General features: G+C 71.9%; 23 protein-coding genes. 18 read left to right on the top strand and 5 right to left on the bottom strand.

What is annotated here, in order from left to right; translation table 11 throughout:
• Nucleotides 1-5: 5 nt before the first annotated feature.
• From AC1DWJ_RS03165 to AC1DWJ_RS03150, 4 genes are all read left to right on the top strand, one after another.
• Nucleotides 6-731 (top strand): VOC family protein, encoded by a 726-nt coding sequence (locus tag AC1DWJ_RS03165; protein WP_457255542.1) that lies wholly within the window; start codon nt 6-8, stop codon nt 729-731.
• A complete protein-coding gene (locus AC1DWJ_RS03160) occupies nt 728-1,132 on the top strand; it encodes a YchJ family protein (RefSeq protein WP_457255541.1) in 405 nt (134 codons plus the stop codon). The genes AC1DWJ_RS03165 and AC1DWJ_RS03160 overlap by 4 nt, the downstream gene beginning before the upstream one ends.
• A gap of 102 nt (nt 1,133-1,234) precedes the next feature.
• The gene (gene aspS / locus AC1DWJ_RS03155) at nt 1,235-3,052 is read left to right on the top strand and encodes an aspartate--tRNA ligase (RefSeq protein WP_457255540.1); all 1,818 of its coding nucleotides are present in this window, start codon (nt 1,235-1,237) and stop codon (nt 3,050-3,052) included.
• 124 nt (nt 3,053-3,176) lie between these two features.
• A complete protein-coding gene (locus tag AC1DWJ_RS03150; RefSeq protein WP_457255539.1) occupies nt 3,177-4,811 on the top strand; it encodes a hypothetical protein in 1,635 nt (544 codons plus the stop codon).
• Nucleotides 4,812-4,830: 19 nt separating this feature from the next.
• Here AC1DWJ_RS03150 and AC1DWJ_RS03145 read toward each other — a convergent pair whose 3' ends face one another.
• Nucleotides 4,831-5,241 (bottom strand): hypothetical protein, encoded by a 411-nt coding sequence (locus tag AC1DWJ_RS03145; protein WP_457255538.1) that lies wholly within the window; start codon nt 5,239-5,241, stop codon nt 4,831-4,833.
• Nucleotides 5,242-5,356: 115 nt separating this feature from the next.
• Here AC1DWJ_RS03145 and AC1DWJ_RS03140 point away from each other — a divergent pair, with 115 nt between their 5' ends.
• Entirely contained in the window at nt 5,357-5,827 is a 471-nt protein-coding gene (locus AC1DWJ_RS03140; protein ID WP_457255537.1) for a helix-turn-helix domain-containing protein, read from the top strand.
• Between the two features lie 9 nt (nt 5,828-5,836).
• Nucleotides 5,837-6,265: a VOC family protein gene (locus AC1DWJ_RS03135; RefSeq protein ID WP_477619956.1), complete on the top strand. Its 429-nt coding sequence runs from the start codon at nt 5,837-5,839 to the stop codon at nt 6,263-6,265.
• A gap of 18 nt (nt 6,266-6,283) precedes the next feature.
• Here AC1DWJ_RS03135 and AC1DWJ_RS03130 read toward each other — a convergent pair whose 3' ends face one another.
• From AC1DWJ_RS03130 to AC1DWJ_RS03120, 3 genes are all read right to left on the bottom strand, one after another.
• Complete coding sequence (locus AC1DWJ_RS03130; RefSeq protein WP_457255535.1) at nt 6,284-7,108, bottom strand: alpha/beta fold hydrolase; 825 nt, start codon at nt 7,106-7,108, stop codon at nt 6,284-6,286.
• A gap of 106 nt (nt 7,109-7,214) precedes the next feature.
• Nucleotides 7,215-7,967 carry a GNAT family N-acetyltransferase gene (locus AC1DWJ_RS03125; RefSeq protein WP_457255534.1) on the bottom strand — a complete coding sequence of 251 codons (753 nt, stop codon included), beginning with the start codon at nt 7,965-7,967 and terminating at the stop codon, nt 7,215-7,217.
• Nucleotides 7,964-10,213, bottom strand: coding sequence for an MMPL family transporter (locus AC1DWJ_RS03120; RefSeq protein WP_477619955.1), 2,250 nt, complete (start codon nt 10,211-10,213; stop codon nt 7,964-7,966). The genes AC1DWJ_RS03125 and AC1DWJ_RS03120 overlap by 4 nt, the downstream gene beginning before the upstream one ends.
• 112 nt (nt 10,214-10,325) lie before the next feature.
• Here AC1DWJ_RS03120 and AC1DWJ_RS03115 point away from each other — a divergent pair, with 112 nt between their 5' ends.
• The 12 genes from AC1DWJ_RS03115 (at nt 10,326) to AC1DWJ_RS03060 (ending at nt 22,474) form a co-directional block, all read left to right on the top strand.
• The gene (locus AC1DWJ_RS03115) at nt 10,326-11,660 is read left to right on the top strand and encodes a replication-associated recombination protein A (protein ID WP_477619981.1); all 1,335 of its coding nucleotides are present in this window, start codon (nt 10,326-10,328) and stop codon (nt 11,658-11,660) included.
• A 38-nt stretch (nt 11,661-11,698) separates the two neighbouring features.
• Nucleotides 11,699-12,082, top strand: coding sequence for a DUF948 domain-containing protein (locus tag AC1DWJ_RS03110; protein ID WP_056923355.1), 384 nt, complete (start codon nt 11,699-11,701; stop codon nt 12,080-12,082).
• A 5-nt stretch (nt 12,083-12,087) separates the two neighbouring features.
• The gene (locus AC1DWJ_RS03105) at nt 12,088-12,393 is read left to right on the top strand and encodes a DUF6167 family protein (protein WP_157692923.1); all 306 of its coding nucleotides are present in this window, start codon (nt 12,088-12,090) and stop codon (nt 12,391-12,393) included.
• 111 nt (nt 12,394-12,504) lie between these two features.
• Nucleotides 12,505-15,207: an alanine--tRNA ligase gene (gene alaS / locus AC1DWJ_RS03100; RefSeq protein ID WP_457255532.1), complete on the top strand. Its 2,703-nt coding sequence runs from the start codon at nt 12,505-12,507 to the stop codon at nt 15,205-15,207.
• A gap of 20 nt (nt 15,208-15,227) precedes the next feature.
• A complete protein-coding gene (ruvX, locus tag AC1DWJ_RS03095) occupies nt 15,228-15,743 on the top strand; it encodes a Holliday junction resolvase RuvX (RefSeq protein ID WP_457255531.1) in 516 nt (171 codons plus the stop codon).
• The gene (mltG, locus tag AC1DWJ_RS03090) at nt 15,740-16,933 is read left to right on the top strand and encodes an endolytic transglycosylase MltG (RefSeq protein WP_457255530.1); all 1,194 of its coding nucleotides are present in this window, start codon (nt 15,740-15,742) and stop codon (nt 16,931-16,933) included. The genes ruvX and mltG overlap by 4 nt, the downstream gene beginning before the upstream one ends.
• On the top strand, nt 16,926-17,744 hold the full coding sequence (locus AC1DWJ_RS03085) for a shikimate dehydrogenase (protein ID WP_457255529.1): 819 nt from the start codon (nt 16,926-16,928) through the stop codon (nt 17,742-17,744). Before mltG ends, AC1DWJ_RS03085 begins: the two co-directional genes overlap by 8 nt.
• A gap of 13 nt (nt 17,745-17,757) precedes the next feature.
• A complete protein-coding gene (locus AC1DWJ_RS03080; protein ID WP_457255528.1) occupies nt 17,758-18,453 on the top strand; it encodes a prepilin peptidase in 696 nt (231 codons plus the stop codon).
• Nucleotides 18,454-18,490: 37 nt separating this feature from the next.
• Nucleotides 18,491-19,714 carry a chorismate synthase gene (gene aroC, locus AC1DWJ_RS03075; protein WP_457255527.1) on the top strand — a complete coding sequence of 408 codons (1,224 nt, stop codon included), beginning with the start codon at nt 18,491-18,493 and terminating at the stop codon, nt 19,712-19,714.
• Nucleotides 19,711-20,244, top strand: a complete 534-nt coding sequence (locus AC1DWJ_RS03070; protein WP_457255526.1) for a shikimate kinase — start codon at nt 19,711-19,713, stop codon at nt 20,242-20,244. The genes aroC and AC1DWJ_RS03070 overlap by 4 nt, the downstream gene beginning before the upstream one ends.
• Before the next feature lie 13 nt (nt 20,245-20,257).
• Nucleotides 20,258-21,328, top strand: a complete 1,071-nt coding sequence (gene aroB / locus AC1DWJ_RS03065; protein ID WP_457255525.1) for a 3-dehydroquinate synthase — start codon at nt 20,258-20,260, stop codon at nt 21,326-21,328.
• A gap of 216 nt (nt 21,329-21,544) precedes the next feature.
• Nucleotides 21,545-22,474 carry an intradiol ring-cleavage dioxygenase gene (locus AC1DWJ_RS03060; RefSeq protein WP_457255524.1) on the top strand — a complete coding sequence of 310 codons (930 nt, stop codon included), beginning with the start codon at nt 21,545-21,547 and terminating at the stop codon, nt 22,472-22,474.
• Between the two features lie 16 nt (nt 22,475-22,490).
• Here the strand turns inward: AC1DWJ_RS03060 and AC1DWJ_RS03055 are convergent, their stop codons facing one another.
• A complete protein-coding gene (locus tag AC1DWJ_RS03055) occupies nt 22,491-23,165 on the bottom strand; it encodes an NUDIX hydrolase (protein ID WP_457255523.1) in 675 nt (224 codons plus the stop codon).
• Nucleotide 23,166 lies beyond the last annotated feature (1 nt).

The following is a 23,166-nucleotide window of genomic DNA, read 5'->3' as shown; positions in this document are numbered from 1 at the left end:
CTCCCATGTACCTGGAGAACCTCGTCTTCGATGCTGCCCAGTCGCAGGTGCTCGGGCACTTCTGGGAGCAGGCGCTGGGCACCCAGACCCTGACCGATGAGTCCGACATCGTCGAGACCCGGCTGTCGGTGGACGGTGGGCCGACCCTCGACCTCTGCTTCCAGCAGGTCACCGACCCGTTGCTGCCCGCGCCGCGGCTCCACCTCGACCTGCACGCCGGTCCCGACCAGGCCGGCACCGTGGAGCGGCTGATCGGCCTCGGCGCCACCCACCTCGACATCGGTCAGGGTGACGTGCCCTGGGTGGTGCTGGCCGACCCGGAGGGTCACCCCTTCTGCGTGATGGAGGAGCGCGAGGCCTACCGCGACACCGGCCCGATCGCGGCGGTCCCCATCCTCGGCGACGACCCGGCGCGCGATGCGGCGTTCTGGGCCGAGCTCACCGGCTGGCGCGACTACGCCGGGAGCGCCCCCCAGTCGCTGCGGCACCCCTCCGGCCGCGGACCGGTCCTGGAGTTCCTCCGGGCGGAGCGGGAGAGGCCCAAGATGGGCAAGAACCAGCTGCACCTCGACCTGCGGCTCGAGGCCCGGGACGACTTGGCCGCGCTGATCGACCACGTCGAGGGCCTGGGGGCCGTGCGCCTCGACCACGACTGGGGCGACCTGCCCTGGACCTCGCTCCAGGACCCCTCGGGCAACGAGTTCTGCTTCCTCCCGTCGAGGTCGCAGTGAGCGCCTTCGGGGCCGTCGCCCACGACGCGGCCGCTGCCGACGCCTGCCCGTGCGGCACCGGCCTGACCTACGCACAGTGCTGCCGACCACTGCACGACGGTGTCACGCACGCCGAGTCCGCGGTGCGGCTCATGCGCAGCCGCTACAGCGCCTACGTCGTCCACGACACGGCATACCTGCTGCGCACGTGGCACCCGCGCACCCGGCCGAGCGACCTCGACGCGTCGAGCGGCCCGGCCTGGCAGGGACTGACCGTGCTGGAGACCGCGGACGGACGAGACAGCGACTCGGTCGGTGAGGTGGAGTTCGAGGCGGCGCACGCCGACGGCGTGCTGCACGAGCGGAGCCGGTTCGTGAAGCGAGCAGGACGCTGGGTCTACGTCGATGGCGACGTGGGCTGAGCCGCCACCACCAGGGACCCCCGGACAAACCGATTCGTATGCCGTGTGGGCCGGTCCGTAGGATGGCCGGGTTCACCACCCGACTGAATCGAAGGATCTCTCGTGCTCCGCACCCATGAGGCCGGCACCCTGCGCGCCGACCACGCCGGTCAGACCGTCACGCTCACGGGCTGGGTCGCCCGTCGGCGCGATCACGGCGGAGTGGCCTTCCTGGACGTGCGCGATGCCAGCGGGATCGTCCAGGTCGTGGCTCGGGACGAGGTCCTCACCGGTGCGGCCCACGACCTGCGCAACGAGTACTGCATCCGGGCGACCGGCGAGGTCGTCGCCCGCACCGAGAACAACGTCAACCCCGACCTGCCCACCGGCGAGGTCGAGGTCGTCGCGAGCTCGATCGAGGTGCTCAACGCCTCCGCGCCGCTGCCGTTCCAGATCGACGAGCGCGTCACGGTCGGCGAGGAGGCGCGTCTCAAGCACCGCTACCTCGACCTGCGCCGCCCCGGTGCCTCCTCGGCGGGGTCGGCCATCCGGCTGCGCTCGCGGGTCAACGCTGCGGCCCGCACCGTGCTCGGCGCCCGTGACTTCATCGAGATCGAGACGCCGACGCTGACCAGGTCCACCCCCGAGGGTGCCCGCGACTTCCTCGTGCCCGCGCGCCTCGCGCCCGGTTCCTGGTACGCGCTCCCGCAGAGCCCCCAGCTGTTCAAGCAGCTGCTCATGGTCGCCGGCATGGAGCGCTACTACCAGATCGCGCGCTGCTACCGCGACGAGGACTTCCGCGCCGACCGCCAGCCCGAGTTCACCCAGCTCGACATCGAGATGTCCTTCGTCGAGCAGGCCGACGTGCTCGAGCTCGGCGAGGAGATCGTCAAGGAGGTCTGGAAGCTCATCGGGGTCGAGCTGCAGACGCCGTTCCTCCAGATGACCTATGCCGAGGCGATGCGCCGGTTCGGCTCCGACAAGCCCGACCTGCGGTTCGGCACCGAGCTGGTCGAGTGCACCGACTACTTCGCGGACACGCCGTTCCGGGTGTTCCAGGCCGAGTACGTCGGCGCGGTCGTCATGCCCGGCGGCGCCTCGCAGCCGCGCAAGCAGCTGGACGCCTGGCAGGACTGGGCCAAGAGCCGCGGTGCCAAGGGCCTGGCCTACGTGCTCGTCCAGGAGGACGGCACGCTGGGCGGTCCGGTCGCCAAGAACCTCACTGACGCCGAACGCGACGGCCTGGCCGCCCACGTCGGTGCCCAGCCGGGCGACTGCGTCTTCTTCGGCGCCGGTGCCACCAAGTCGTCGCGCGCCCTGCTGGGTGCCGCCCGGCTCGAGATCGGCCGCCGCTGCGAGCTCATCGACGAAGCCGCCTGGTCGTTCCTCTGGGTGCTCGACGCCCCGCTCTTCGAGCCGTCGTCCGAGGCGGTCGCGGCTGGTGACGTCGCCGTCGGTGCCGGTGCCTGGACCGCGGTGCACCACGCGTTCACCTCGCCCAAGGCCGAGTTCCTCGACACCTTCGACACCGACCCCGGTCCCGCGCTGGCCTACGCCTACGACATGGTCTGCAATGGCAACGAGATCGGTGGCGGGTCGATCCGTATCCACCGCCGCGACGTGCAGGAGCGGGTGTTCAAGGTGATGGGCCTGTCCGAGGAGGAGGCGCAGGAGAAGTTCGGCTTCCTGCTCGACGCCTTCGCCTTCGGCGCGCCGCCGCACGGTGGCATCGCGTTCGGCTGGGACCGCATCGTCTCGCTGCTCGCGGGCACCGAGTCGATCCGCGACGTCATCGCCTTCCCGAAGTCGGGTGGCGGCTACGACCCCCTGACCGCCGCACCGGCCCCGATCACGGCCGAGCAGCGCAAGGAGGCCGGGGTCGACGCCCGGCCCGAGCCAGCCGACGCGAAGGCCGACGCGAAGGCCGACGCCGGGGCCTGAGCCCACCACGCCCGGCACCCTCGGGCGCACCTCAAGTCGGCCGATCGGCCGAAATCTCCGGCGGGGACCAGGGCGTGGGGCGGAACCGCCGCCGCGACGCGCGCCCGAAAGTTAGGCTCCGCGCATGGTCCGGACGCCTGTCCTCATCCCGAGCCCCGACGGTCGCCACGCCGTGCGCAAGGACATCACCCGGGTGGCAGTCGACGAGGTGCCGATCCCGGGCGCCGGCGCTGCGCCCAGGGGGTTGTTCGGTCGCGCGAAGCCCACGCCCGTGGCCGTCGAGCGCCGGTACGGGTTGTGCTACCAGCTGTGGGAGCTCGAACCGGCCCGCCTGCTCGGTCGGGTGGTGGTGGCCTGGCTGTCGGTCGAGGACATGCCCGACGCGATGGGCTACTTCCGCAGCGAGGACCGCCGGGTGGCCCGGGCCCAGCGGCAGGCGTACTGGGACGCGATCGCCTGGACGATGCTCGAGCACGGCGGCGGTCCGGAGGACGACGCGCCGCCACCCACGGCATACCCCGCGTGGTTCCAGGCCGACGAGCGACTGGTCCGCGCCGCCGCCGACGACCTGGACACCTTGGCCGACAGCTGGGCCGACTTCGCCGCGTGGCAGCCCGACGGCCAGGCCTTCTGGGTGCGGACCAACGGCTTCCACAGCTGCGTGGGACTCGACGGAACCGCCTCGCCCCGGTTGTGGCTCGAGCGCAAGGGCCTGATGCCGAACACCTGGGTGCCGTGCGCCGAGTACAGCTACCACCTCGAGGCCCTGCCGGGTCGTCGAGCCCGCGAGACCTTCGGCGACGGCGCGGCGATCCTCGACGGCGCACCCTCCGTCGAGGTCATGCACCCCGCGGTGATCCCGGTCGAGCGCGACGGCTGGGTCCCGAGCGCCGCGCCCACCCCCGCGCTGCCCACCCCCGCGCTGCCCACCCCCGCGCTGGCGACCCCCGCCGCCCTGCTCACCCCCGCCACGCCGGACGGATCCCCCGGCGGGTCGCCCGCAGGACCACCGGCCGGCGAACCGACCAACCGCATCACGATCAGCGTCCCCGCGTGGACCACTGCCGGGGTGACGGAGGCCCTCGACGCCCTGACGGCCGAGATGACACCGGACCTCGCGGGTCGGGCGGAGGACGCCGCGATCGAGCTGCGCTTCGCGGTCGAGGGCCGGCTGATGGACGAGGGCGAGTTCTTCGACCTCGTAGGGCAGGAGCTGCCCGACGCCCTTCCGGCGCTGCGGCGCCTCGTCGAGACGGCAGCGGACGCGATGGCCCGCAGCACCTTCCTCTACTCGGACAGCGCCGCGGGAGTCGGCCTGCTGTCCCGGGCGGTCCGGTGGCTCGGGGTGCTCGACACCAGCACCCTGCCGACCCTGATGGCCTACGGCCGCGTGGTCGATGTGGAGCACGAGTACACCTTCGTCGGCGAGACCGTCCCGGGCATCGTGCGGGTGCACGGCTGGGCCGACGAGGTGATCGACTTCGTCTTCTGGGTGCTGATCCGCAACTTCTTCAACGGCCTCCAGGACTTCGACGAGGTGTGGTCGGGCCTGCACCTGCGCGGCGCCATCACCCAGCGCGACCCGGTCGCGGTCGCCCACCGGGTGGTGCAGCTCAACCACGACGATCTCATGTCCCGCCGCTACGCGGTGCCCGGTCGGCCGGGCGGGCTCGAGCAGCTGGCGGCCGACATCCCGCAGCCGCACGAGCCCTGGGCCGTCGCCTTCTTCGCAGCGGTCCGGGAGGCCCTGACCCGCTAGGGCCGGCGACGGAAGACGCTCAGCCGATGGGTGTCACCTTGCCCAGGACGGTGCCGGTGACCGAGAACGTGAAGCCGTCCCCGTCGGTCCCGCTGAGCCAGTAGCTGCACCACTGGGCTCCGGCGGCGTTCGCCGACCGGCCCTTCGCCGCTCCGGGGTCGGTACCCGAGTCGACGACGACGCCGTTGGGGTCGGTGAGGGTGAAGGTGCTGGGGCCGAACGCCAGCGGCACGAGGGTGCTCGTGCTCCCGAGGTCGTGGGCCGGGGTGAACGCGCCGTTCCCGTTGACCCAGGTCTGGTAGAGCGTGGAGCCGCACTGCACGGTGACGAGCCCGGCCCGGGCAGGGGCCGCGGAGGCCGGCACGACGGCTGCCGCGGCGAGGGGAAGGGTGAGGGCTGCTGCAATGGTCAGGCGGGCAGCGGATCGCATCGGACATCCTTTCGAGCCCCCTGCGAGCAACTGGGTGGGTGAGGACGAGCCTAGGAGCCGGGCGGGTCGGGCAGATCCCGCGTTCTGCCTAGTCCACCACCGGCAGAATGGGTCCGTGGGAGACAAGGCACTACGCGCACCGGGCGATGTCCTCGTGCACCTGCGTCGGGCGCGCGACCACGCCGACCGGTGCTACGCCGAGCAGGTCGACGTCGACTCGCTGGCGGCCGTGGCCGGGCTAAGCAAGTACCACTTCCTGCGGCTGTTCAAGGCGACCTACGGCCTCACCCCGGGGGAGTACCTGTCGCAGCGGCGGATCGAGCGCGCACAGGACCTGCTCCGGGCCACCAACCTCACCGTGACCGAGGTGTGCCACGCGGTCGGGTTCTCGAGCCTCGGGTCGTTCAGCAGCCGGTTCAGGGCGGTCGTCGGTGAGAGCCCGAGTGACTTCCAGCGCCGGTATGCCGCGGGGGCGCCGCACATCCCCGGGTGCTTCGTGTTCATGTGGGGCCTGGCCGAGAAGCAGCCTGCCACGAAGCCCGATCTCGCAATCGAGGAGAAGCACGCCGAGCCGACCTCCTCCTAGGGTCGACCCATGATCACCAACATCTCCATCGTCAGCGTCTTCGTGAAGGACCAGGACGAGGCCCTGGCCTTCTACACCGACGTCCTCGGCTTCGAGCTCAAGGACGACATCACGCTCGGTGACGGCTATCGGTGGTGCACCGTCGTGCACCCCAGGCAGCCCGAGCTGAACGTCAACCTCGCGGTGCCCGGTCCGCCGCTGGCCCCCGAGATGGTCGCGGCCATCCGGCGTGCGCAGGACGAAGGCGGCATGAACGGCCTGGGCCTGAGCGTCGACGACTGCCAGAAGACCTTCGAGGAGCTCAGCGCCAAGGGAGTCGAGTTCATCCAGCCCCCGTCGAAGCGGCCCTACGGGACCGAGGCCCTCTGCCGCGACAACTCCGGCAACTGGCTCGTCCTCGTAGAGCAGAGCGAGTACACCCCGGAGGACTTCGCCTGACCCCTCCGTCGCCTGGCCCTACTTCGCAAGAAACTCGACGATGGCGGCGTTGAACTGCGCGGTGTGGCTCGCGAACACCCCGTGCGGGCCGCCCTCGACCACGACGAGCTCGCTGCCGGCAACGGCCGCATGGGTGCGCCGGCCGGAGACCTCGATCGGGACGATGGCGTCGCTGTCGCCGTGCAGGACCAGGGTCGGCACGGTGACCTTGGCCAGGTCGCCGGTGAAGTCGCTCAGCCAGGAGCGGATGCACTCGGCCGCGGCGTGCACGTCGGCCTGGCCTGCGAGGGCGAGCGCCTCCTGGCGCTGGTCCTCGGTGACCTTGAGCTCGCCGTTCGCGCTGAAGAAGTTCGTCAGGAACCCGTCGAGGAACCCGGCCGGGTCGGCCCTCAGCTGGCCCTGCCACTCGGCCACGGTGTCGAGGTCGACGGCGCCGTCGGGGTGGTCCTCGTCCTTGAGGAGGCACGGCGGGATCGCGGCCGCGAAGACGATGCTGTGGACGCGGCCCTCGCCGTGGGTGCCGACGTAGCGGGCCACCTCGCCACCACCCATGGAGAAGCCCACGAGGCTGGCATCGGTGAGGTCCAGCTCGGTCACCAGGGCGTCGAGGTCGCTGGTGAGGGTGTCGTAGTCGTAGGAGGAGGCCTCGCCGGGCTTGGCCGACTGCCCGAAGCCGCGCCGGTCATAGGCGATGGCCCGGTAGCCCGCGTCGCGAAGAGCCGGCGTCAGGGTGGACCAGGAGGCACCGCTGAGCGGCCAGCCGTGGATCAGGACGACAGGGCGGCCAGACCCGCCGGTGTCCTCGTAGTGGATCTCGACGTCACCGTTGGACAGGGTGGGCATGTCAGTCCTCTCGCCGGGAGTCCCGTTCAGCGTTGCTGCGGGGTCAGCACGAATGTAGGCACATCGCCCGCCTCCTCGCAGGTCGGGAGGTCGAGCCCGTGCTCGATCAACCGAAGCGGCGGCTCGACCACTCGTGCACGTCCCCGTAGCCGAGCCCCAGGTAGAGCCGCCGTGCGACGGCGTTGTGCGAGTACATACCGAGCGTGCAGACGCCGTCGTCCTCGACCGCCCGACGGGTGAGGTATGCCGTGATGGCCAGGCCCAGCCCGAGCCCGCGGTGGGCGTGGTCGACGGTGATCCCGGACAGGATCGGGTGACCCGCGAGACTGCGCTCGCGGACGCCGCAGGCGACCAGCCGTCCGCGGTCGTCGCGCACCCCGACCCAGTGCTGACCGGGGTGCTCGAACGGCCGGGCGTCGGTGCCGGGGTTGGCCGCGGCGAGGAGGTCGTCGATCTCCGGCTGGTGACCGCTGCTGAGCGGCACCAGCCGGGACTCGGCTGGGACCTCCGGCGGGGGAGCAGTCGTGCAGAGCCACTCCCACTCGTTGCCTTCCTGCAGCCGCACGTGCCTGGCCACCGCGTCGAGCGAGCCACGCTGCACGGTGACGGACCGCACCTCGGCGTCGAGCAGGTCTCCTTGGAAGATGGCGGCGACCAGGGGGTCGACGTCGGCAGGCGGTCCGAGGACGAGCAGCCCGAGGCGACGGGTGTGGGTGCGGCGGGGGAGCGCCAGGGCGCGGCCGAGGGCGAACCCGTCACCCTCGAGCGGCGCGGGCACGTCGTAGCGCACGAACGCGCTGCCGGAGCTCGCCTCGAGCGCCTCCTCGTGGGTCCGGATCGGGCGCACCGCCTCGGTCACTCGGTGATCCCGAACCGCGCGTGCAGCCCGCGCAGGCGTTGCGGCGCCCACCAGTTCCAGTCGCCGAGGAGCGTCATCGTGGCGGGTACGAGCAGCATGCGCACCAGCGTGGCGTCGAGCGCGACGGCCGTGGCCAGGCCGACGCCGGTCTGCTTGATGATGAGCAGCTGGCCGGCCACGAAGCCGGAGAAGACGATGACCACGAGCAGGGCGGCCGAGGTGATGATGCGACCCGAGCGCTGCAGTCCCACGACCACGGCATCGTCGTTGGAGTAGCCGCGCTCGTGCAGCTCGACGATGCGGGACAGCAGGAACACCTCGTAGTCCATCGAGAGCCCGAACCCGAACGCGAGCACCAGCAACGGGATCGTGGACTCGACGGCCCCCACCGAGTCGAACCCGAGGAATCCCTCCAGGTGGCCCTTCTGGAAGACCAGCACGATGATGCCGAGCGACGCCCCGAGGGAGACGACGTTGAGCAGGAGTGCCTTGATCGGGATCACGACCGACCCCGTCATCAGGAACAGCAGGACCAGGGTGGCGAGGGCGACGAGGGCGAACGCATAGGGCGCGCGCTCCCACATCGAGTCCGTGAAGTCCTTGAGCCCGGAGGCCGGCCCGACGACGTAGGTCCCGAACTCCGGGCGCTGGTCGCGGAGCTGGTCGACCAGGTCGCGCGCGGGCTGGTCGAGGGGACCACCCGGCACGTCGATCCGCACCATGCTCTCGGCGCCCTGCAAGGTCGTGACGTCGAGGACCCGGGCGCCGTCGGGCAGCCGCAGGTCGGCGGCATACCGCTGCGCGTGGTCGAGCGGCGCCTTGGCGACGACGGTCACGTCGGCTCCGCCCAGCACGGGGTAGTCCGTGGCCAACCCGTCGAAGAAGACCCGCTCGGGCGCCGACACGGGCAGCAGCTGCGAGCCGGACGAGGTGAGCCGAAGGTCGAGGGCGGGCGCGGCCAGGGCCAGCAGGGCGGTCGCGACGACGACGATGATCGGGATCGGGAAGCGGTGGACCCACTGCGCGAGCCGCGAGAAGACCCCGTGCTCCGGTGCCTGTTCGGTGCCCCGGCGCAGCAGCCGACGCGCCCCCAGCACGCAGAGCGCGGGCACCAGGGTGAGCCCGACGAGGACGGCGATGACGACGACCGAGACCCCTGCCGCGCCGATGCCCTTCATCAGCGGCGACTGGAAGACCAGCAGGCCACCGAGGGAGATGGCCACCGTGAGGCCGGAGAAGACCACGGTGCGGCCGGCCGAGTCGACGGTGCGAGCCACGGCGTCCACGACCATCGCGCGGGGGATCTGCGCGACGGGCAGGCCGGCGGCGCGGGCCCGCAGCTCCTCGCGGAACCGGCTCACGACGAGCAGCCCGTAGTCGATGCAGAGGCCGAGCCCGAGGACCGTCACCACGTTGACGGCCGTGGTGTCGAGGTCGATGAGGTAGGAGAAGCCCAGCAGCGACGCGAGCGCTCCCGCGATGGAGGCGATCGCGCCGGCGATCGGCATGCCGGCGGCGACGAAACCACCGAACACGACGATCATCACGAGGAAGCTCACGGGCAGGGCAATGCCCTCACCGGTGCGCAGGTCGACCTCGAGCTGTCCCGTGATCGCGTCGACGAGGTCACGGACGCCGCCGGAGGTCACCGTGGCCCCCTCGCCCGCGGTAGCCGTCCGGACGGCTGCGGTGACCTGGTCCTCCAGCGCGTGGAACGCGGACTCGTCGGGCAGGTCGTCGACCGTCACCACGGTGACGTATCCGTCGGCGGTGGGGGAACCGCCCTCGAGCATCGTCGAGGCGGCCGGAGAGGTGAGCCCGCCCGGCACGACGAAGGGCGAGGCCACGCGGGTCACGCCGGGCAGCGCCCCGACCTGCTCGGCCGCTCGCTGCGCGGCCTGCCCGACCGCCGGGCTGGTGACGTCCACCCCGTCGATGCGCACCGTGATGGTCTGGAACCCCGAGGTCCCGGAGTCGGCGATCAGGTCGCGCCCGGTCTCGTTCTCACCGGGCACGGTCGGCTCTCCCGTCGTGAGCCGGTCGAACAGCCGCTCGTTGCCGAAGGCCCCGCCGGCCGCGGCGAAGCCGAGCAGCACGAACAGCACCCAGGTGACCACGACGACTCCCGGGCGCCGCCCCAGCCCGGCGCCCAGGTGGCTGAGCGCGGACCGGGACCGGTCGGGGTGCGACGCGGCGCTCGGCGCGACGTCCCGTGGACGGACGGCGTGGTCAGGGGCGTCGGGCACGGGGGATAGCCTGCCACCCGTGGGAACTAGTGGTATCGGCGATGATCTCTTCGCGACGCAGTCGCGACAAGGTCATGGGGGCGCGGCGTCGGCCGGGCGGAACGGCGACAGCATGCCGACCGGCGCCTCCCTCCCACCCCTGGCCGTGCGGATGCGACCCGCCTCACTGGACGAGGTGCGGGGCCAGTCCGACGTCCTACGGCCCGGCAGCCCCCTGCGCCGGCTGATCGAGGGGTCCGCGGGAGCCGCCGGCCCGTTGTCGGCGATCATCTGGGGTCCGCCCGGCACCGGCAAGACGACGCTGGCCCACCTGGTCGCGACCGCGGCCGACCGCCGGTTCGTCGAGCTCTCCGCGGTCACCGCGGGGGTCAAGGACGTCCGGGCGGTGATGGACCAGGCCGCGCGCGAGCGCGACATGTACGACCGCCAGACCGTGCTCTTCCTCGACGAGATCCACCGCTTCACCAAGGCCCAGCAGGACGCGCTGCTGCCCGGTGTCGAGACCCGCCAGGTGATCCTCGTGGCGGCGACGACCGAGAACCCGTCGTTCTCGATCATCGCGCCGTTGCTCTCGCGGTCGATGCTCATCACGCTCGGACCGCTCTCGGACGAGGAGATCCGCGACGTGCTGGCCGCCGCGGTCACCGACGAGCGCGGGCTCGGTGGCGACTACGCGCTCGCAGCCGACGCCACCGACCACCTCGTCCGCATCGCCGGCGGCGACGCGCGGCGAGCCCTCACCTCCCTGGAGGCAGCCGCTGGGGTGGCGCAGGACGGCATCTCCACGGGCTCCTCGGACGAGGGGCCCGTGGAGATCACGCTCGCGCACACCGAGCAGGCGGTGGCCTTCGCGAGCGTGCGCTACGACAAGACCGGCGACCAGCACTACGACGTGGCCTCGGCGCTCATCAAGTCGATGCGCGGGTCCGACGTCGACGCCGCCCTGCACTACCTGGCCCGGATGCTCGAGGCCGGCGAGGACCCGCGGTTCATCGCCCGGCGCATCGTCATCTCCGCGTCCGAGGACGTCGGCATGGGCGACCCCACGGCCCTGCAGACGGCGGTCGCCGCGATGCACGCGGTCGCCCAGATCGGCATGCCCGAGGCGCGGATCATCCTCGCCCAGGCGGTCGTGCACAACGCGCTGGCCCCCAAGAGCAACGCCGCCTACACCGGCATCAACGAGGCGATCGCCGACGTGCGGGCGGGCAAGGGCGGCCTGGTGCCCCCTCACCTGCGCGGCAGCGGGTATGCCGGCGCCACCCGGCTCGGTCACGGCGACGGCTACGTCTACGCCCACGACCAGGCCGACGGGGTGGCCCAGCAGGACTACCTGCCCGACGACCTGCAGGGAAAGACCGACTACTACCGGCCGACCGACCGCGGGTTCGAGGAGCGCCTCGGGCCACGCTGGGAGTGGCTCAAGGCGCGCATCCGCCGCTCCTGACCTGCGGCGCCACGGGGTAGGGTGCCCGCATGGATTCAGTGAGTTTGGGCGACATCGCGGGCATGATCGCGGCGCTGGCCTTCGCGTTCCTGGTCTTCCGACTGGGCAGCGTCATCGGCAAGGCCGGCAAGATCCTCGACGAGACGAGGGTCAGCCTGCGCAGCACCACGGAGAACGTGCAGCCGACCCTGCTCAAGCTCACCGACACCGTCAGCCTCACCAACGAGCAGCTCGCGCGGGTCGACGGCATCACGACCAACGTGTCGGCGATGACGACCAACGCCAGCGCGCTCACCTCGTTGTTCGCGGCCACCCTCGGCTCGCCCGTCGTGAAGGTCGCGGCGTTCACCTACGGTGTCCGCTCGGCCCTGAGCGCGAGCGGCACCAAGAACGCAGGCGGCCGTCGCCGCCGCAGGGGCTGATCACCGTGGCACGTCTCTTCTGGGTGGCGCTGGGCGCCGCAGCCGGTGTGTATGCCGTGCGCAAGGTCAGCAAGGCCGCCGAGGCCTACACCCCGGCCGGCGTCGCCCACGGCCTGTCCGACTTCGGTGAGGGTCTGCGCGAGCTCGCGGCCGCGGTGCGCGAGGGCATGGCCGAGCGCGAGGGCGAGCTGCGCCTGGCGCTGGGCATCGACGCGGGCACGGCCGACGACCCCGAGGCGAGTGCGGCCCGACTCGACGCCGCGTCGGCGCGCGCCCTCCTCGACGACCCCACGGGCCCGCGAGCTCGGTAGGGGCGCTGGCGCACCCGCGTCGCCGCCCCGGCACACCCCCGTTGTTTGCCCGTACGATTCGTCATGCCGGCCCGCCGGTGGCCCCGCATGCGCCTAAGGACTGAGTACTTCATGGAAACCGCCGAGATCAGGCGCCGCTTCCTCTCGTTCTACGAGAGCAAGGGCCACACGATCGTTCCGTCGTCACCGCTGGTGTACGACGACCCCAACCTCCTGTTCGTCAACGCCGGCATGGTGCCGTTCAAGCCCTACTTCCTCGGCCAGCAGGCTCCCCTGTGGGACCGCGCCACGTCGGTGCAGAAGTGCGTGCGCACCGGTGACATCGAGGAGGTCGGCAAGACCTCCCGCCACGGCACGTTCTTCCAGATGAACGGCAACTTCTCGTTCGGTGACTACTTCAAGGAAGGCGCCATCCGGTTCGCGTGGGAGCTCATCACCACGCCGCAGGGCCAGGGTGGCTACGGCCTCGACGCCGACAAGATCTGGCCCACCGTCTATGAGGACGACGACGAGGCCTACGAGCTGTGGCACAAGACCATCGGGGTGCCCGCGGAGCGGATCACCCGCCGAGGCAAGCTCGACAACTACTGGCACATGGGTGTGCCCGGTCCGGGCGGGCCGTGCAGCGAGCTCTACCTCGACCGCGGCCCCGAGTACGGCCGCGAGGGCGGCCCGGCCGTCGACGAGGACCGCTACCTCGAGTTCTGGAACCTCGTCTTCATGCAGTACGAGCTGTCGGCCGTCCGCGCCAAGGACGACTTCGACATCTCCGGTGAGCTGCCGAAGAAGAACATCGACACCGGCATGGGCCTCGAGCGGATGGCGACCCTCCTGCAGGGCGTCGACAACCTTTACGAGATCGACGAGGTCTACCCCGTCCTCGAGCGGGCCGCCGACCTCACCGGCAAGAAGTACGGCGCCCACTCCGGTCACGCGGCGAGCGAGTCCCACCCGGACGACGTTCGGCTCCGCGTCGTGGCCGACCACGTGCGCTCCAGCCTCATGCTCATCGGTGACGGGGTGACCCCGGGCAACGAAGGCCGTGGCTACGTGCTGCGCCGGATGCTGCGCCGCGCGGTGCGCTCGATGCGCCTCCTCGGGTACGACGAGCCCAGCCTGCCGCTGCTGCTGCCGGTCTCGGTGGAGCGGATGAAGAACTCCTACCCCGAGCTCGAGGCGGGCTTCGACCGCATCTCGCAGATCGCGTATGCCGAGGAGGAGGCGTTCCGTCGCACCCTCGCCTCGGGCACGACCATCCTCGACACCGCGGTCGCACGGACCAAGTCGTCCGGTGGCAGCACGCTCGCCGGTGACGAGGCGTTCGCGCTGCACGACACCTATGGCTTCCCGATCGACCTCACCCTCGAGATGGCGTCCGAGCAGGGGCTGGAGGTCGACCGCGAGGGCTTCACGCGCCTGATGCAGGAGCAGCGTGACCGGGCCAAGGCCGATGCGAAGGCCAAGAAGGGTGGGCACGCCAACACCGAGGTCTGGAGGGACCTGCGCGCGCTGGGTGCGACCGACTGGCGGGCCTACCAGGAGCTGACCTCCGACGCGAAGGTCCTCGGCCTCGTCGTCGACGGTGTCGCCGTCCAGGAGCTCGAGCCGGGTCAGCGGGGTCAGGTCGTCCTCGACCGCACCCCGTTCTACGCCGAGTCCGGTGGCCAGATCGCCGACGAGGGCATCATCACCGCCGACGGGGCGCACCTGAAGGTGGTCGACGTCCAGCGCCCGGTCAAGGGCCTGGTCGCGCACACCGTCGAGGTCGTCACCGGCCCGCTGCGCGTGGGACAGGACGTCTCCGCCGCGGTGGATGCCGACTGGCGCATCTCAGCCTGCCAGGCACACTCCGGCACCCACGTCGTGCACGCCGCGCTCCGCCAGGTGCTCGGCCCGACGGCGCTCCAGTCGGGCTCCTACAACAAGCCCGGCTACCTGCGGCTCGACTTCGCCTGGGGACAAGGCCTGTCGGCCGAGACCCGCAGCGAGATCGAGGAGGTCGCCAACCTCGCGGTGCGCCAGGACCTGCCGGTCTCCGCGCAGTACATGACGCTGCCCGAGGCCCGTGAGTTCGGGGCCCTGGCGCTGTTCGGCGAGAACTACGACGAGCAGGTCCGCGTCATCGAGATCGGTGGCCCCTGGTCGCGCGAGCTCTGCGGTGGCACGCACGTCGGCCACTCCAGCCAGATCGGTGCCCTCACGGTCACGGGCGAGTCGTCCGTGGGCTCGGGCGTCCGTCGCCTCGAGGCCTTCGTCGGCATGGAGGCGCTGCACTACCTCGCGAAGGAGCGGGCGCTCGTCGCCGAGCTCACTGACATCGTCAAGGTGCAGCCGGGCGAGCTCAAGGAGCGGGTGGCCGCGCTGGTGACGCGCGTCCGTGACGCCGAGCGCGAGCTCGAGAAGCTCCGCCGCGAGCAGGTGCAGGCCGCGACCGGCCAGCTCGTCGAGTATGCCCACGACGTCGACGGGGTGCGCGTCCTGACCCACGACGCCGGTGACGGGACGACTGCCGACGACCTGCGCACCATGGTGCTCGACCTGCGCAACCGCCTGGGCGACGCCGCGCCATCCGTCGTCGCGCTGACCGGTACCTCCGGTGGCCGACCGGCGATCGTCGTGGCCACCAACGCTGGTGCCCGCGACCGCGGGATCAAGGCGGGAGCCCTCGTGCGGCTCGCCGCCCAGACGCTCGGGGGTGGCGGAGGCGGCAAGGACGACCTCGCCCAGGGCGGCGGCACCGACGCCACCCGCACCGGTGAGGCCCTCGGCCAGGTCGACCGGGCCGTCCAGGCCGCCAGCCGGGGCGCTGGGTGAACCAGCCCACCCCCACCTCGATGCCCACCCGCCCAGGACGGCGGGTGGGCATCGACGTCGGCAGCGTCCGCGTCGGGGTCGCCGCCAGCGACCCGTCGGCCCTGCTGGCCACGCCCGTGCGGACCGTCGCGCGGGATCCCGACGATGCGTCCGCCCACCCCACGGACCTCGAGGAGGTCGCCGGCGTCGTCGCCGAGCTGGAGGCGGTGGAGGTGGTCGTGGGCCTCCCGAGGACACTCGCCGGTGACGAAGGTGCCGCCGCGGAGGCCGCGCGCACGTATGCTGGGCGGCTGTCGGAGCGCATCGCCCCCGTGCCCGTCCGTCTGGTCGACGAGCGGCTCACGACGGTCGATGCCCACCGCAACCTCCGTGCGAGCGGGGTCGACGGCCGGCGGCAACGTTCGGTGGTCGACCAAGCGGCTGCAGTCCTCATCCTGCAGACCGCGCTCGACACGGAGCGTAGTTCCGGGCAGCCGCCCGGCGAGCTGGTCAGGACAGGTGGGCGCAAGCCCCGGACGAAGGACAGGCGGCGATGACCGAGCCCCATCTGGAGCACTCGATCTTCGGGGGGCACGACGACGCGCGCGAGGGCACGCCCGAGGCCGAGCAGCCGGTCCGCACCCGTGCCGAACGCCACCGCAGCGCCCGCCCGAAGAAGCGCAGGGGCCGGCGCACGGGATGCCTGTTCATCGCGCTGGCGATCGTCGCGGTCGCGGCGTTCGCGGCATACACGGTCCTGCGGCCCGTCGTCGACGGCTTCTTCGAGAGCAACGACTACCCCGGTCCCGGCACCGGTGAGGTGCAGATCGTCGTCAACGACGGCGACACCGGCAGCGCCATCGGCGCGACGCTGGAGAAGGCCGACGTGGTCAAGAGCGCAGGCGCCTACCTCGACGCCGCGGCCGGGGACTCGCGCGCGGCCGCGATCCAGCCGGGCACCTACACGATGAAGAAGCAGATGTCCGGAGCGGGAGCGCTGGCCATCCTGCTCGACCCGAAGAACCGCAGCGTGCCCCGGGTGACGGTGCGGGAGGGCCTGTGGAAGTCGGAGGTCTTCGCCGCGCTGTCCAAGGGCACCGGTGTGCCCGTCGCCGAGTACACCGCAGCGACCAAGGACGCGGCCGCGATCGGCCTGCCGGCCGTCGCGAAGGGCAACGTCGAGGGCTACCTCTACCCGGCGACCTACGAGTTCCCCGCGAAGTCGACCGCGACCCAGCAGCTCAAGATCATGGTGGCCAAGGCCGTCGGCGAGCTGGCCAAGGCCGGGGTCGAGGAGGCCGACTACCAGAAGACCCTCATCGTGGCCTCGATCGTCGAGGGTGAGGCCGGCGTGGCCGACCGGGGCAAGGTCGCCCGGGTCATCGACAACCGGCTGGAGAACCCGTCGGGTCCGACCGTCGGGCTGCTCCAGATGGACTCCACGGTGAACTTCGTGCTCAAGAAGCGGGGCAACCTCACCAAGACCGAGTACGACTCGGCCAAGTCGAACCCCTACGACACGTACACGCACAAGGGACTCCCGCCCGGGCCGATCAGCAGCCCGGGTGCGGCTGCGATCGAGGCTGCGGCCAACCCGACCGAGGGCCCGTGGTTCTACTTCGTGACCGTCAACTACGACACCGGCGAGACGTTGTTCGCCACCACGCAGGCCGAGCACGACCGCAACAACGCCCAGCGCCAGACGTGGTGCGAGGAGAACAAGCCGAAGTGCGAGGGCGGTGGCTGAGCCGCGCCGGGCGGCGGTCCTCGGGTCACCGGTGGAGCACTCACTGTCCCCGGTGCTGCACGGGGCGGGCTACCGCACGCTGGGGCTCACCGGCTGGTCCTACGTCGCGCACGAGCTGACCGAGGGTGAGCTGCCCGCGTGGGTCGCCGGCCTGGACGCCACCTGGCGAGGGCTGAGCCTGACCATGCCGCTCAAGGAAGCGGCGTTCTCGGTGGCCACCACGGTCACCGAGACGGCCAGGGTGACCGGCTCGGTCAACACCCTCGTGCGGCGCCGCGACGGCGGTTGGGACGCCCACAACACCGACGTCCGGGGACTCGAGGCTGCCCTCGCCGAGGTCGAGCACGACGGCACCGCCACGCTGCTCGGGGGCGGGGCCACCGCTCGGTCGGCGGTCCTGGCACTCGGGTCGCTCGGCGTGCACCGGATCCGGCTCGTGGTGCGCGGCGACGTCCGCCCGGAGACCCTGCGCCTCGCCGTGCACGCGGGGATCGCGATCGACCTCGTGCCCCTGGAGTCGTGGGGGTCGACCCACCCGGGTGGGCTCGTCGTGAGCACCCTGCCGCCGGCGGCGGGCGAGCTCGCTGCGCGGGCGCTCGGCACGCGCAAGCGCCGCGGGACCCTGATGGACGTCGTCTACGCCGACTGGCCGACCCCGCTGGCCAGGGCCGCGGCGGCGACCGGCATGGACGTGGTGTCCGGGCTGGACATGCTCGTCTACCAGGCCGCCGAGCAGTTCCGGCTGTTCACCGGCCAGCAGCCCCCCGTCCAGGCGATGTATGCCGCCGGGAGACAGGCGCTGGGTCGATGAGGGGACAGCGCCGGTGATCGAGCTGGCGGACGGCGCCGGGACCGCTCCCTGGGCGCTGGTCCTGCTCGCGCTCGCGGGAGCCGTGGTGGGCGGGCTCACCGGACGTGCCCTCGCGACCGGCGGCTACCGCGTCGAGTCGGACGAGGCCGGTGACCTGCCGCGGCACTGGTGGTGGCCGGCCGTCGCGGTGGCGGGCGAGTGGGCCGTGCTCGGCTGGCGGATCGGCGACCAGGCCGGCTGGGCCGCCTTGCCGGCGTTCCTCTACTTCGCCTGGCTGGCGGTGGCCCTGGTCTGGATCGACGCCGACGTGCACCGCCTGCCGGACGGGCTGGTGCTGCCCTCCTACCCGGCGCTGCTCGCGCTCGTGGTCCTGGCGACCGCCGGGCTGGGGGACTGGGGCGCGCTCGTGCGGGCGCTGGCCTGCCTGGCGGTGATGTACGCCATCTACTTCGTCATGCTGCTCCTCTCGCCGAGCTCGCTGGGCTTCGGCGACGTGAAGCTGTCGGGTCTCATCGGCCTGCTGCTGGGGTGGCTCGGGGTGGGCGAGGCCGTCGTGGCCCTGATGGCGGGCTTCCTCGTGGGTGGCCTGATCGCCCTCGTCATGCTGGTCGGCCGCCGGGTGGGGATGCGCTCGCACATCGCCTTCGGGCCGTCGATGCTGGTCGGCGCCTTCGTCGGCGTGCTCGTGCAGTACCACGTGGTGGCCTAGCGGAACCGCACCGTGACCTGCATGGGAGGATCGGCACATGCTCCGCTGGTTGACCGCAGGTGAGTCGCACGGCCCGGCCCTCCTCGCGACGATCGAGGGCCTTCCGGCCGGGGTCGAGGTGACGACCAAGGACGTCGCCGCCGCGCTGGCCCGACGTCGGCTCGGCTTCGGACGGGGTGCCCGGATGAAGTTCGAGCAGGACGAGGTCGAGTTCCTCGGGGGAGTGCGCCACGGCGTGACGATGGGTTCGCCGGTGGCGATCCGGATCGGCAACACCGAGTGGCCCAAGTGGGAGACGGTGATGTCGCCCGACCCCGTCTCCGACGAGGCCTACGCCGCCGCCGACGACGTCAACGCCGACAAGGAGGTCGCCCGCAACCGGCCGCTCACCCGTCCGCGTCCGGGGCACGCCGACCTCGTGGGCATGCAGAAGTACGGCTTCGACGACGCGCGGCCGGTGCTCGAACGCGCCTCGGCCCGGGAGACAGCCGCCCGCGTGGCCCTGGGCGAGGTGGCCGCCCGCTTCCTCGAGCAGGCCTACGGCATCCGGCTGGTCTCGCACACCGTGGCGATCGGTATGGCGGGCGTCGGCGAGGATGCGCCGCTGCCCACCCCCGACCAGGTCGAGCAGATCGACGCCGACCCGGTGCGCACCCTCGACGCCGTCGGCTCGGCCGCCATGGTCGCCGAGGTCGAGGCGGCCAAGAAGGACGGCGACACCCTGGGTGGCGTGGTCGAGGTCGTGGCCTACGGGCTGCCCCCGGGCCTCGGCTCGCACGTGCACTGGGACCGCCGGCTCGACGCGCAGCTCGCAGCAGCGCTGATGGGCATCCAGGCCATCAAGGGGGTCGAGGTGGGCGACGGCTTCCGCACCGCGGCGCGGCGGGGCTCGGCCGCCCACGACGAGATGGAGCGCGACACCGCTGGGGTGATCCACCGGCGCACCGGTCGCGCGGGTGGCACCGAAGGTGGCATGTCCACCGGTGACGTGCTCCGCGTACGGGCGGCCATGAAGCCCATCTCCACGGTCCCTCGTGCCCTCGACACCGTCGACACGACCGGCGCGGAGGCAGCCAAGGCCATCCACCAGCGCTCCGACGTGTGCGCGGTCCCTGCGGCCGGGGTGGTCGCCGAGGCGATGGTCGCCCTCGTGCTGGCCCAGGCCTGCGTGGAGAAGTTCGGCGGCGACTCGGTCGCCGAGACGTCGCGCAACCACGCGGCATACCTCGCGGCGATCCCCGAGGCGATGCGCACGTGGTGAGTGCCACGACGACTCCCCGGCTGGTCCTCATCGGTCCGCCCGGGGTGGGCAAGAGCACGATCGGCCGCCGGCTGGGCCGCGCGCTCGACCTGCCCGCCCACGACACCGACCGAGCCATCGAGGTGGCGGCCGGCCAGTCCATCCCCGACCTGTTCGTCGACCACGGCGAGTCCCACTTCCGCGACCTGGAACGCACCGAGGTGCTACGCGCCCTGGCCGAGGAGGTCGGCGTCGTCTCGCTCGGTGGGGGAGCCCCGATGGACCCCCAGGTGCAGGCGGCGCTGGCCGGGCACACCGTCGTCTTCCTCGACGTGGGCATCGCCGACGCCGCCCGCCGCATCGGCTTCGACGCCAGCCGCCCGCTGCTCATGGTCAACCCCCGGGCCAGCTGGACCAAGATGATGAACGAGCGACGCCCGACCTACCAGCGACTCGCCACCGTGCGGGTCGACACCGCCGGCCGCAAGCCGGCCGCGGTGGTCGAGGAGATCCTGGCGTTCCTCGGCGCCCCGACCGGAGACATCACATGAACAGACCCACCGCATGAGCACGACCCGCATCAGTGTCGGAGGCGACTACGACGTCGTCGTGGGCACCGGTCTCCTGGGTGAGCTGCCCGAGCTGCTCGGCGCGGGCACCCAGCGGGTCCTCGTGGTGCACCCGCGCGCCCTCGCGGCGACGGGTGAAGGCGTGCGAGAAGCGTTGGTGGCCAAGGGTTTCGAAGCGTATGCCGCGGAGGTGCCCGATGCCGAGGAAGCCAAGACCGCACAGGTGGCGGCCTTCCTGTGGGGAGTCCTCGGGCAGGCCGGCTTCACCCGCACCGACGCCATCGTCAGCGTCGGGGGAGGGGCGACCACCGACCTGGCGGGCTTCGTCGCGGCCACCTGGCTGCGCGGCATCCGGGTCGTCCACGTGCCGACGACCCTGCTGGCCATGGTCGACGCGGCGGTCGGGGGCAAGACCGGCATCAACACCGCGGAGGGCAAGAACCTCGTCGGGTCGTTCCACCCGCCGGCCGGGGTGCTCTGCGACCTCGCGACGCTCGAGACCCTCCCCAAGCACGACTTCGTGGCCGGGCTGGCCGAGGTCGTGAAGTGCGGCTTCATCGCCGACCCGGCGATCCTCGACCTCGTGGAGTCCGACCCCGAGGGCGCCACGCGCGCCGACGGCCCCCACGTCCGCGAGCTCATCGAGCGGGCCATCCGGGTGAAGGCCGAGGTCGTCGCGCAGGACCTCAAGGAGGCCGACCTGCGCGAGATCCTCAACTACGGCCACACCTTCGGTCACGCCGTCGAACAGGTCGAGCGCTACGCGTTCCGGCACGGGGCGGCCGTCTCGATCGGCATGGTCTACGTCGCCGAGCTGGCCCGCCTCGCCGGCAAGCTCGACGACACCCTCGTCGACCGGCACCGGGCCATCCTCACCTCGCTGGGGCTGCCGGTGTCCTACCGGGGCGACCGGTGGCCGCAGCTGCTCGACGCGATGAAGCGCGACAAGAAGTCGCGCGGCTCGCTGCTGCGGTTCGTGGTGCTGTCCGACGTGGGTCGGCCGGTGCGGCTCGAGGGCCCCGACCCGGCGCTGCTCCAGGCCGCCTACGCCGAGGTCTCCCGCTGAGCTCGTCCCCCCGCCCCACCTCCCCGGCCCCACCTGCCCCGGCCCCACCTCCTCGGCCCCACCTTTATCGGGTCCAGGGACAAGGTTGACCTTCACCCCGGAACGGTTCCCGGGTGAAGCACAACCTTTCGAGGTGAAGGCGTCCCTAGGTGCGCTCATAGCAAGCGCACAGCAGCCGCAAATGCATCACATGGACCGTTCACCGAGAGTGAACGCATGACGACGAACCAGCAGACGCCTCAACAGGACGAGGACCACGGCACCGACCACTTCGGGTCGCCGCACGACGAGCGCCACGACCGCGGGCTCGAGTTCGACATCGCCACGCTCTTCGACCGGCGTCGGGTGCTCGGCCTGTTCGGCGGCCTCGGGGCCACGGCGGCGCTCGCCGCGTGCGGCGCCGCCGGCGACTCGGCGGCCTCGACCAGCTCGACCACGTCGTCCACCTCCAGCACCAGCTCGGCGACCTCTTCGACGTCCTCGACCTCCGCCTCGAGCGCCAGCACCGGGACCACCCCTAAGGCCGAGGTTCCCGACGAGACCGGCGGCCCCTACCCGGGTGACGGCTCCAACGGGCCCAACGTACTCGACGACTCGGGCATCGTGCGGTCCGACATCACCAGCAGCTTCGGCTCGTCGACGACCAAGGCGCAGGGCGTCCCGCTCACCATCAACCTCACCGTCACCGACGCGGGCAACGGCTACGCCGCCCTGTCCGGGGCCGCCGTCTACCTCTGGCACTGCGACCGCGACGGCCAGTACTCGCTCTACTCCCAGGGCGTCACCGACGAGAACTACCTGCGCGGGGTGCAGGCGACCAACGGCTCCGGCACGGCGACCTTCACGAGCATCTTCCCCGCGGCATACTCGGGCCGCTGGCCGCACATCCACTTCGAGGTCTACCAGTCCCTGTCACAGGCCACGAGCAGCGGGCAGATCGTCAAGACCTCCCAGATCGCCCTGCCCGAGGCCCCCTGTGCGCAGGTGTACGCCACGTCGGGCTACGAGGCCAGCGTCGGCAACCTGGCGCAGACGTCACTCACGTCGGACAACGTCTTCGGCAACGACGGCGGCATCTACCAGCTCGCCACGGTCACCGGGAACGCCACCGACGGCTACGTCGCCAACCTGACGATCGGGGTCTGAGCGCGTCCAGCGACGGTCATGCGTCGGTGCGCAGCAGGGCGGGGTGCAGGAGGGCGGCCGGACCGCGCCGGAACAGCGCGGCGGGGCGCCCGCCGTCCACGTTGGTCGTCGCACCGGTGGCTGCCAGGAAGCCCTTGGCCCCGGTCACCTTGCGGTGGAAGTTCCTCGGGTCCAGCCGGACCCCCCAGACCGTCTCGTAGACCCGGCGCAGCTGGGCGACCGTGAACTCCGGTGGGCAGAAGGCGGTGGCCAGCGAGGTGTACTCCAGCTTGGAGCGGGCCCGTTCCACCGCGTCGCCGAGGATCGTGTCGTGGTCGAAGGGGAGGGGCGGCGCGTCGGCCACCGGGACGTACCTCGCCTCCGACGCGTCGCTGCCGCCGGTCGCCGCGGGAAGGTCCGGGACCAGGGCGATGTAGGCCACCGAGACCACCCGTGAGCGGGGGTCGCGGTCCGGGTCGCCATAGGTCTTGAGCTGCTCGAGGTGGGCAGGGGAGACGATGCCGGTCTCCTCGACGAGCTCGCGCTGGGCGGCGTCGTCCAGTCCCTCGTCCGGCTCGACGAAGCCCCCGGGCAGCGCCCACCGGCCGGCGAACGGGGAGACACCGCGACGCACCAGGAGGACGTGGAGGGTGTGGTCGCGGATGGTCAGGAGCACGACGTCGACGGCCAGGACAGGAGTCTTATTCGTCACC

The sequence above is a fragment of the Pedococcus sp. P2_D7 genome (genome assembly GCF_056404295.1).
This window is presented reverse-complemented; position numbering and strand designations above follow the sequence as displayed.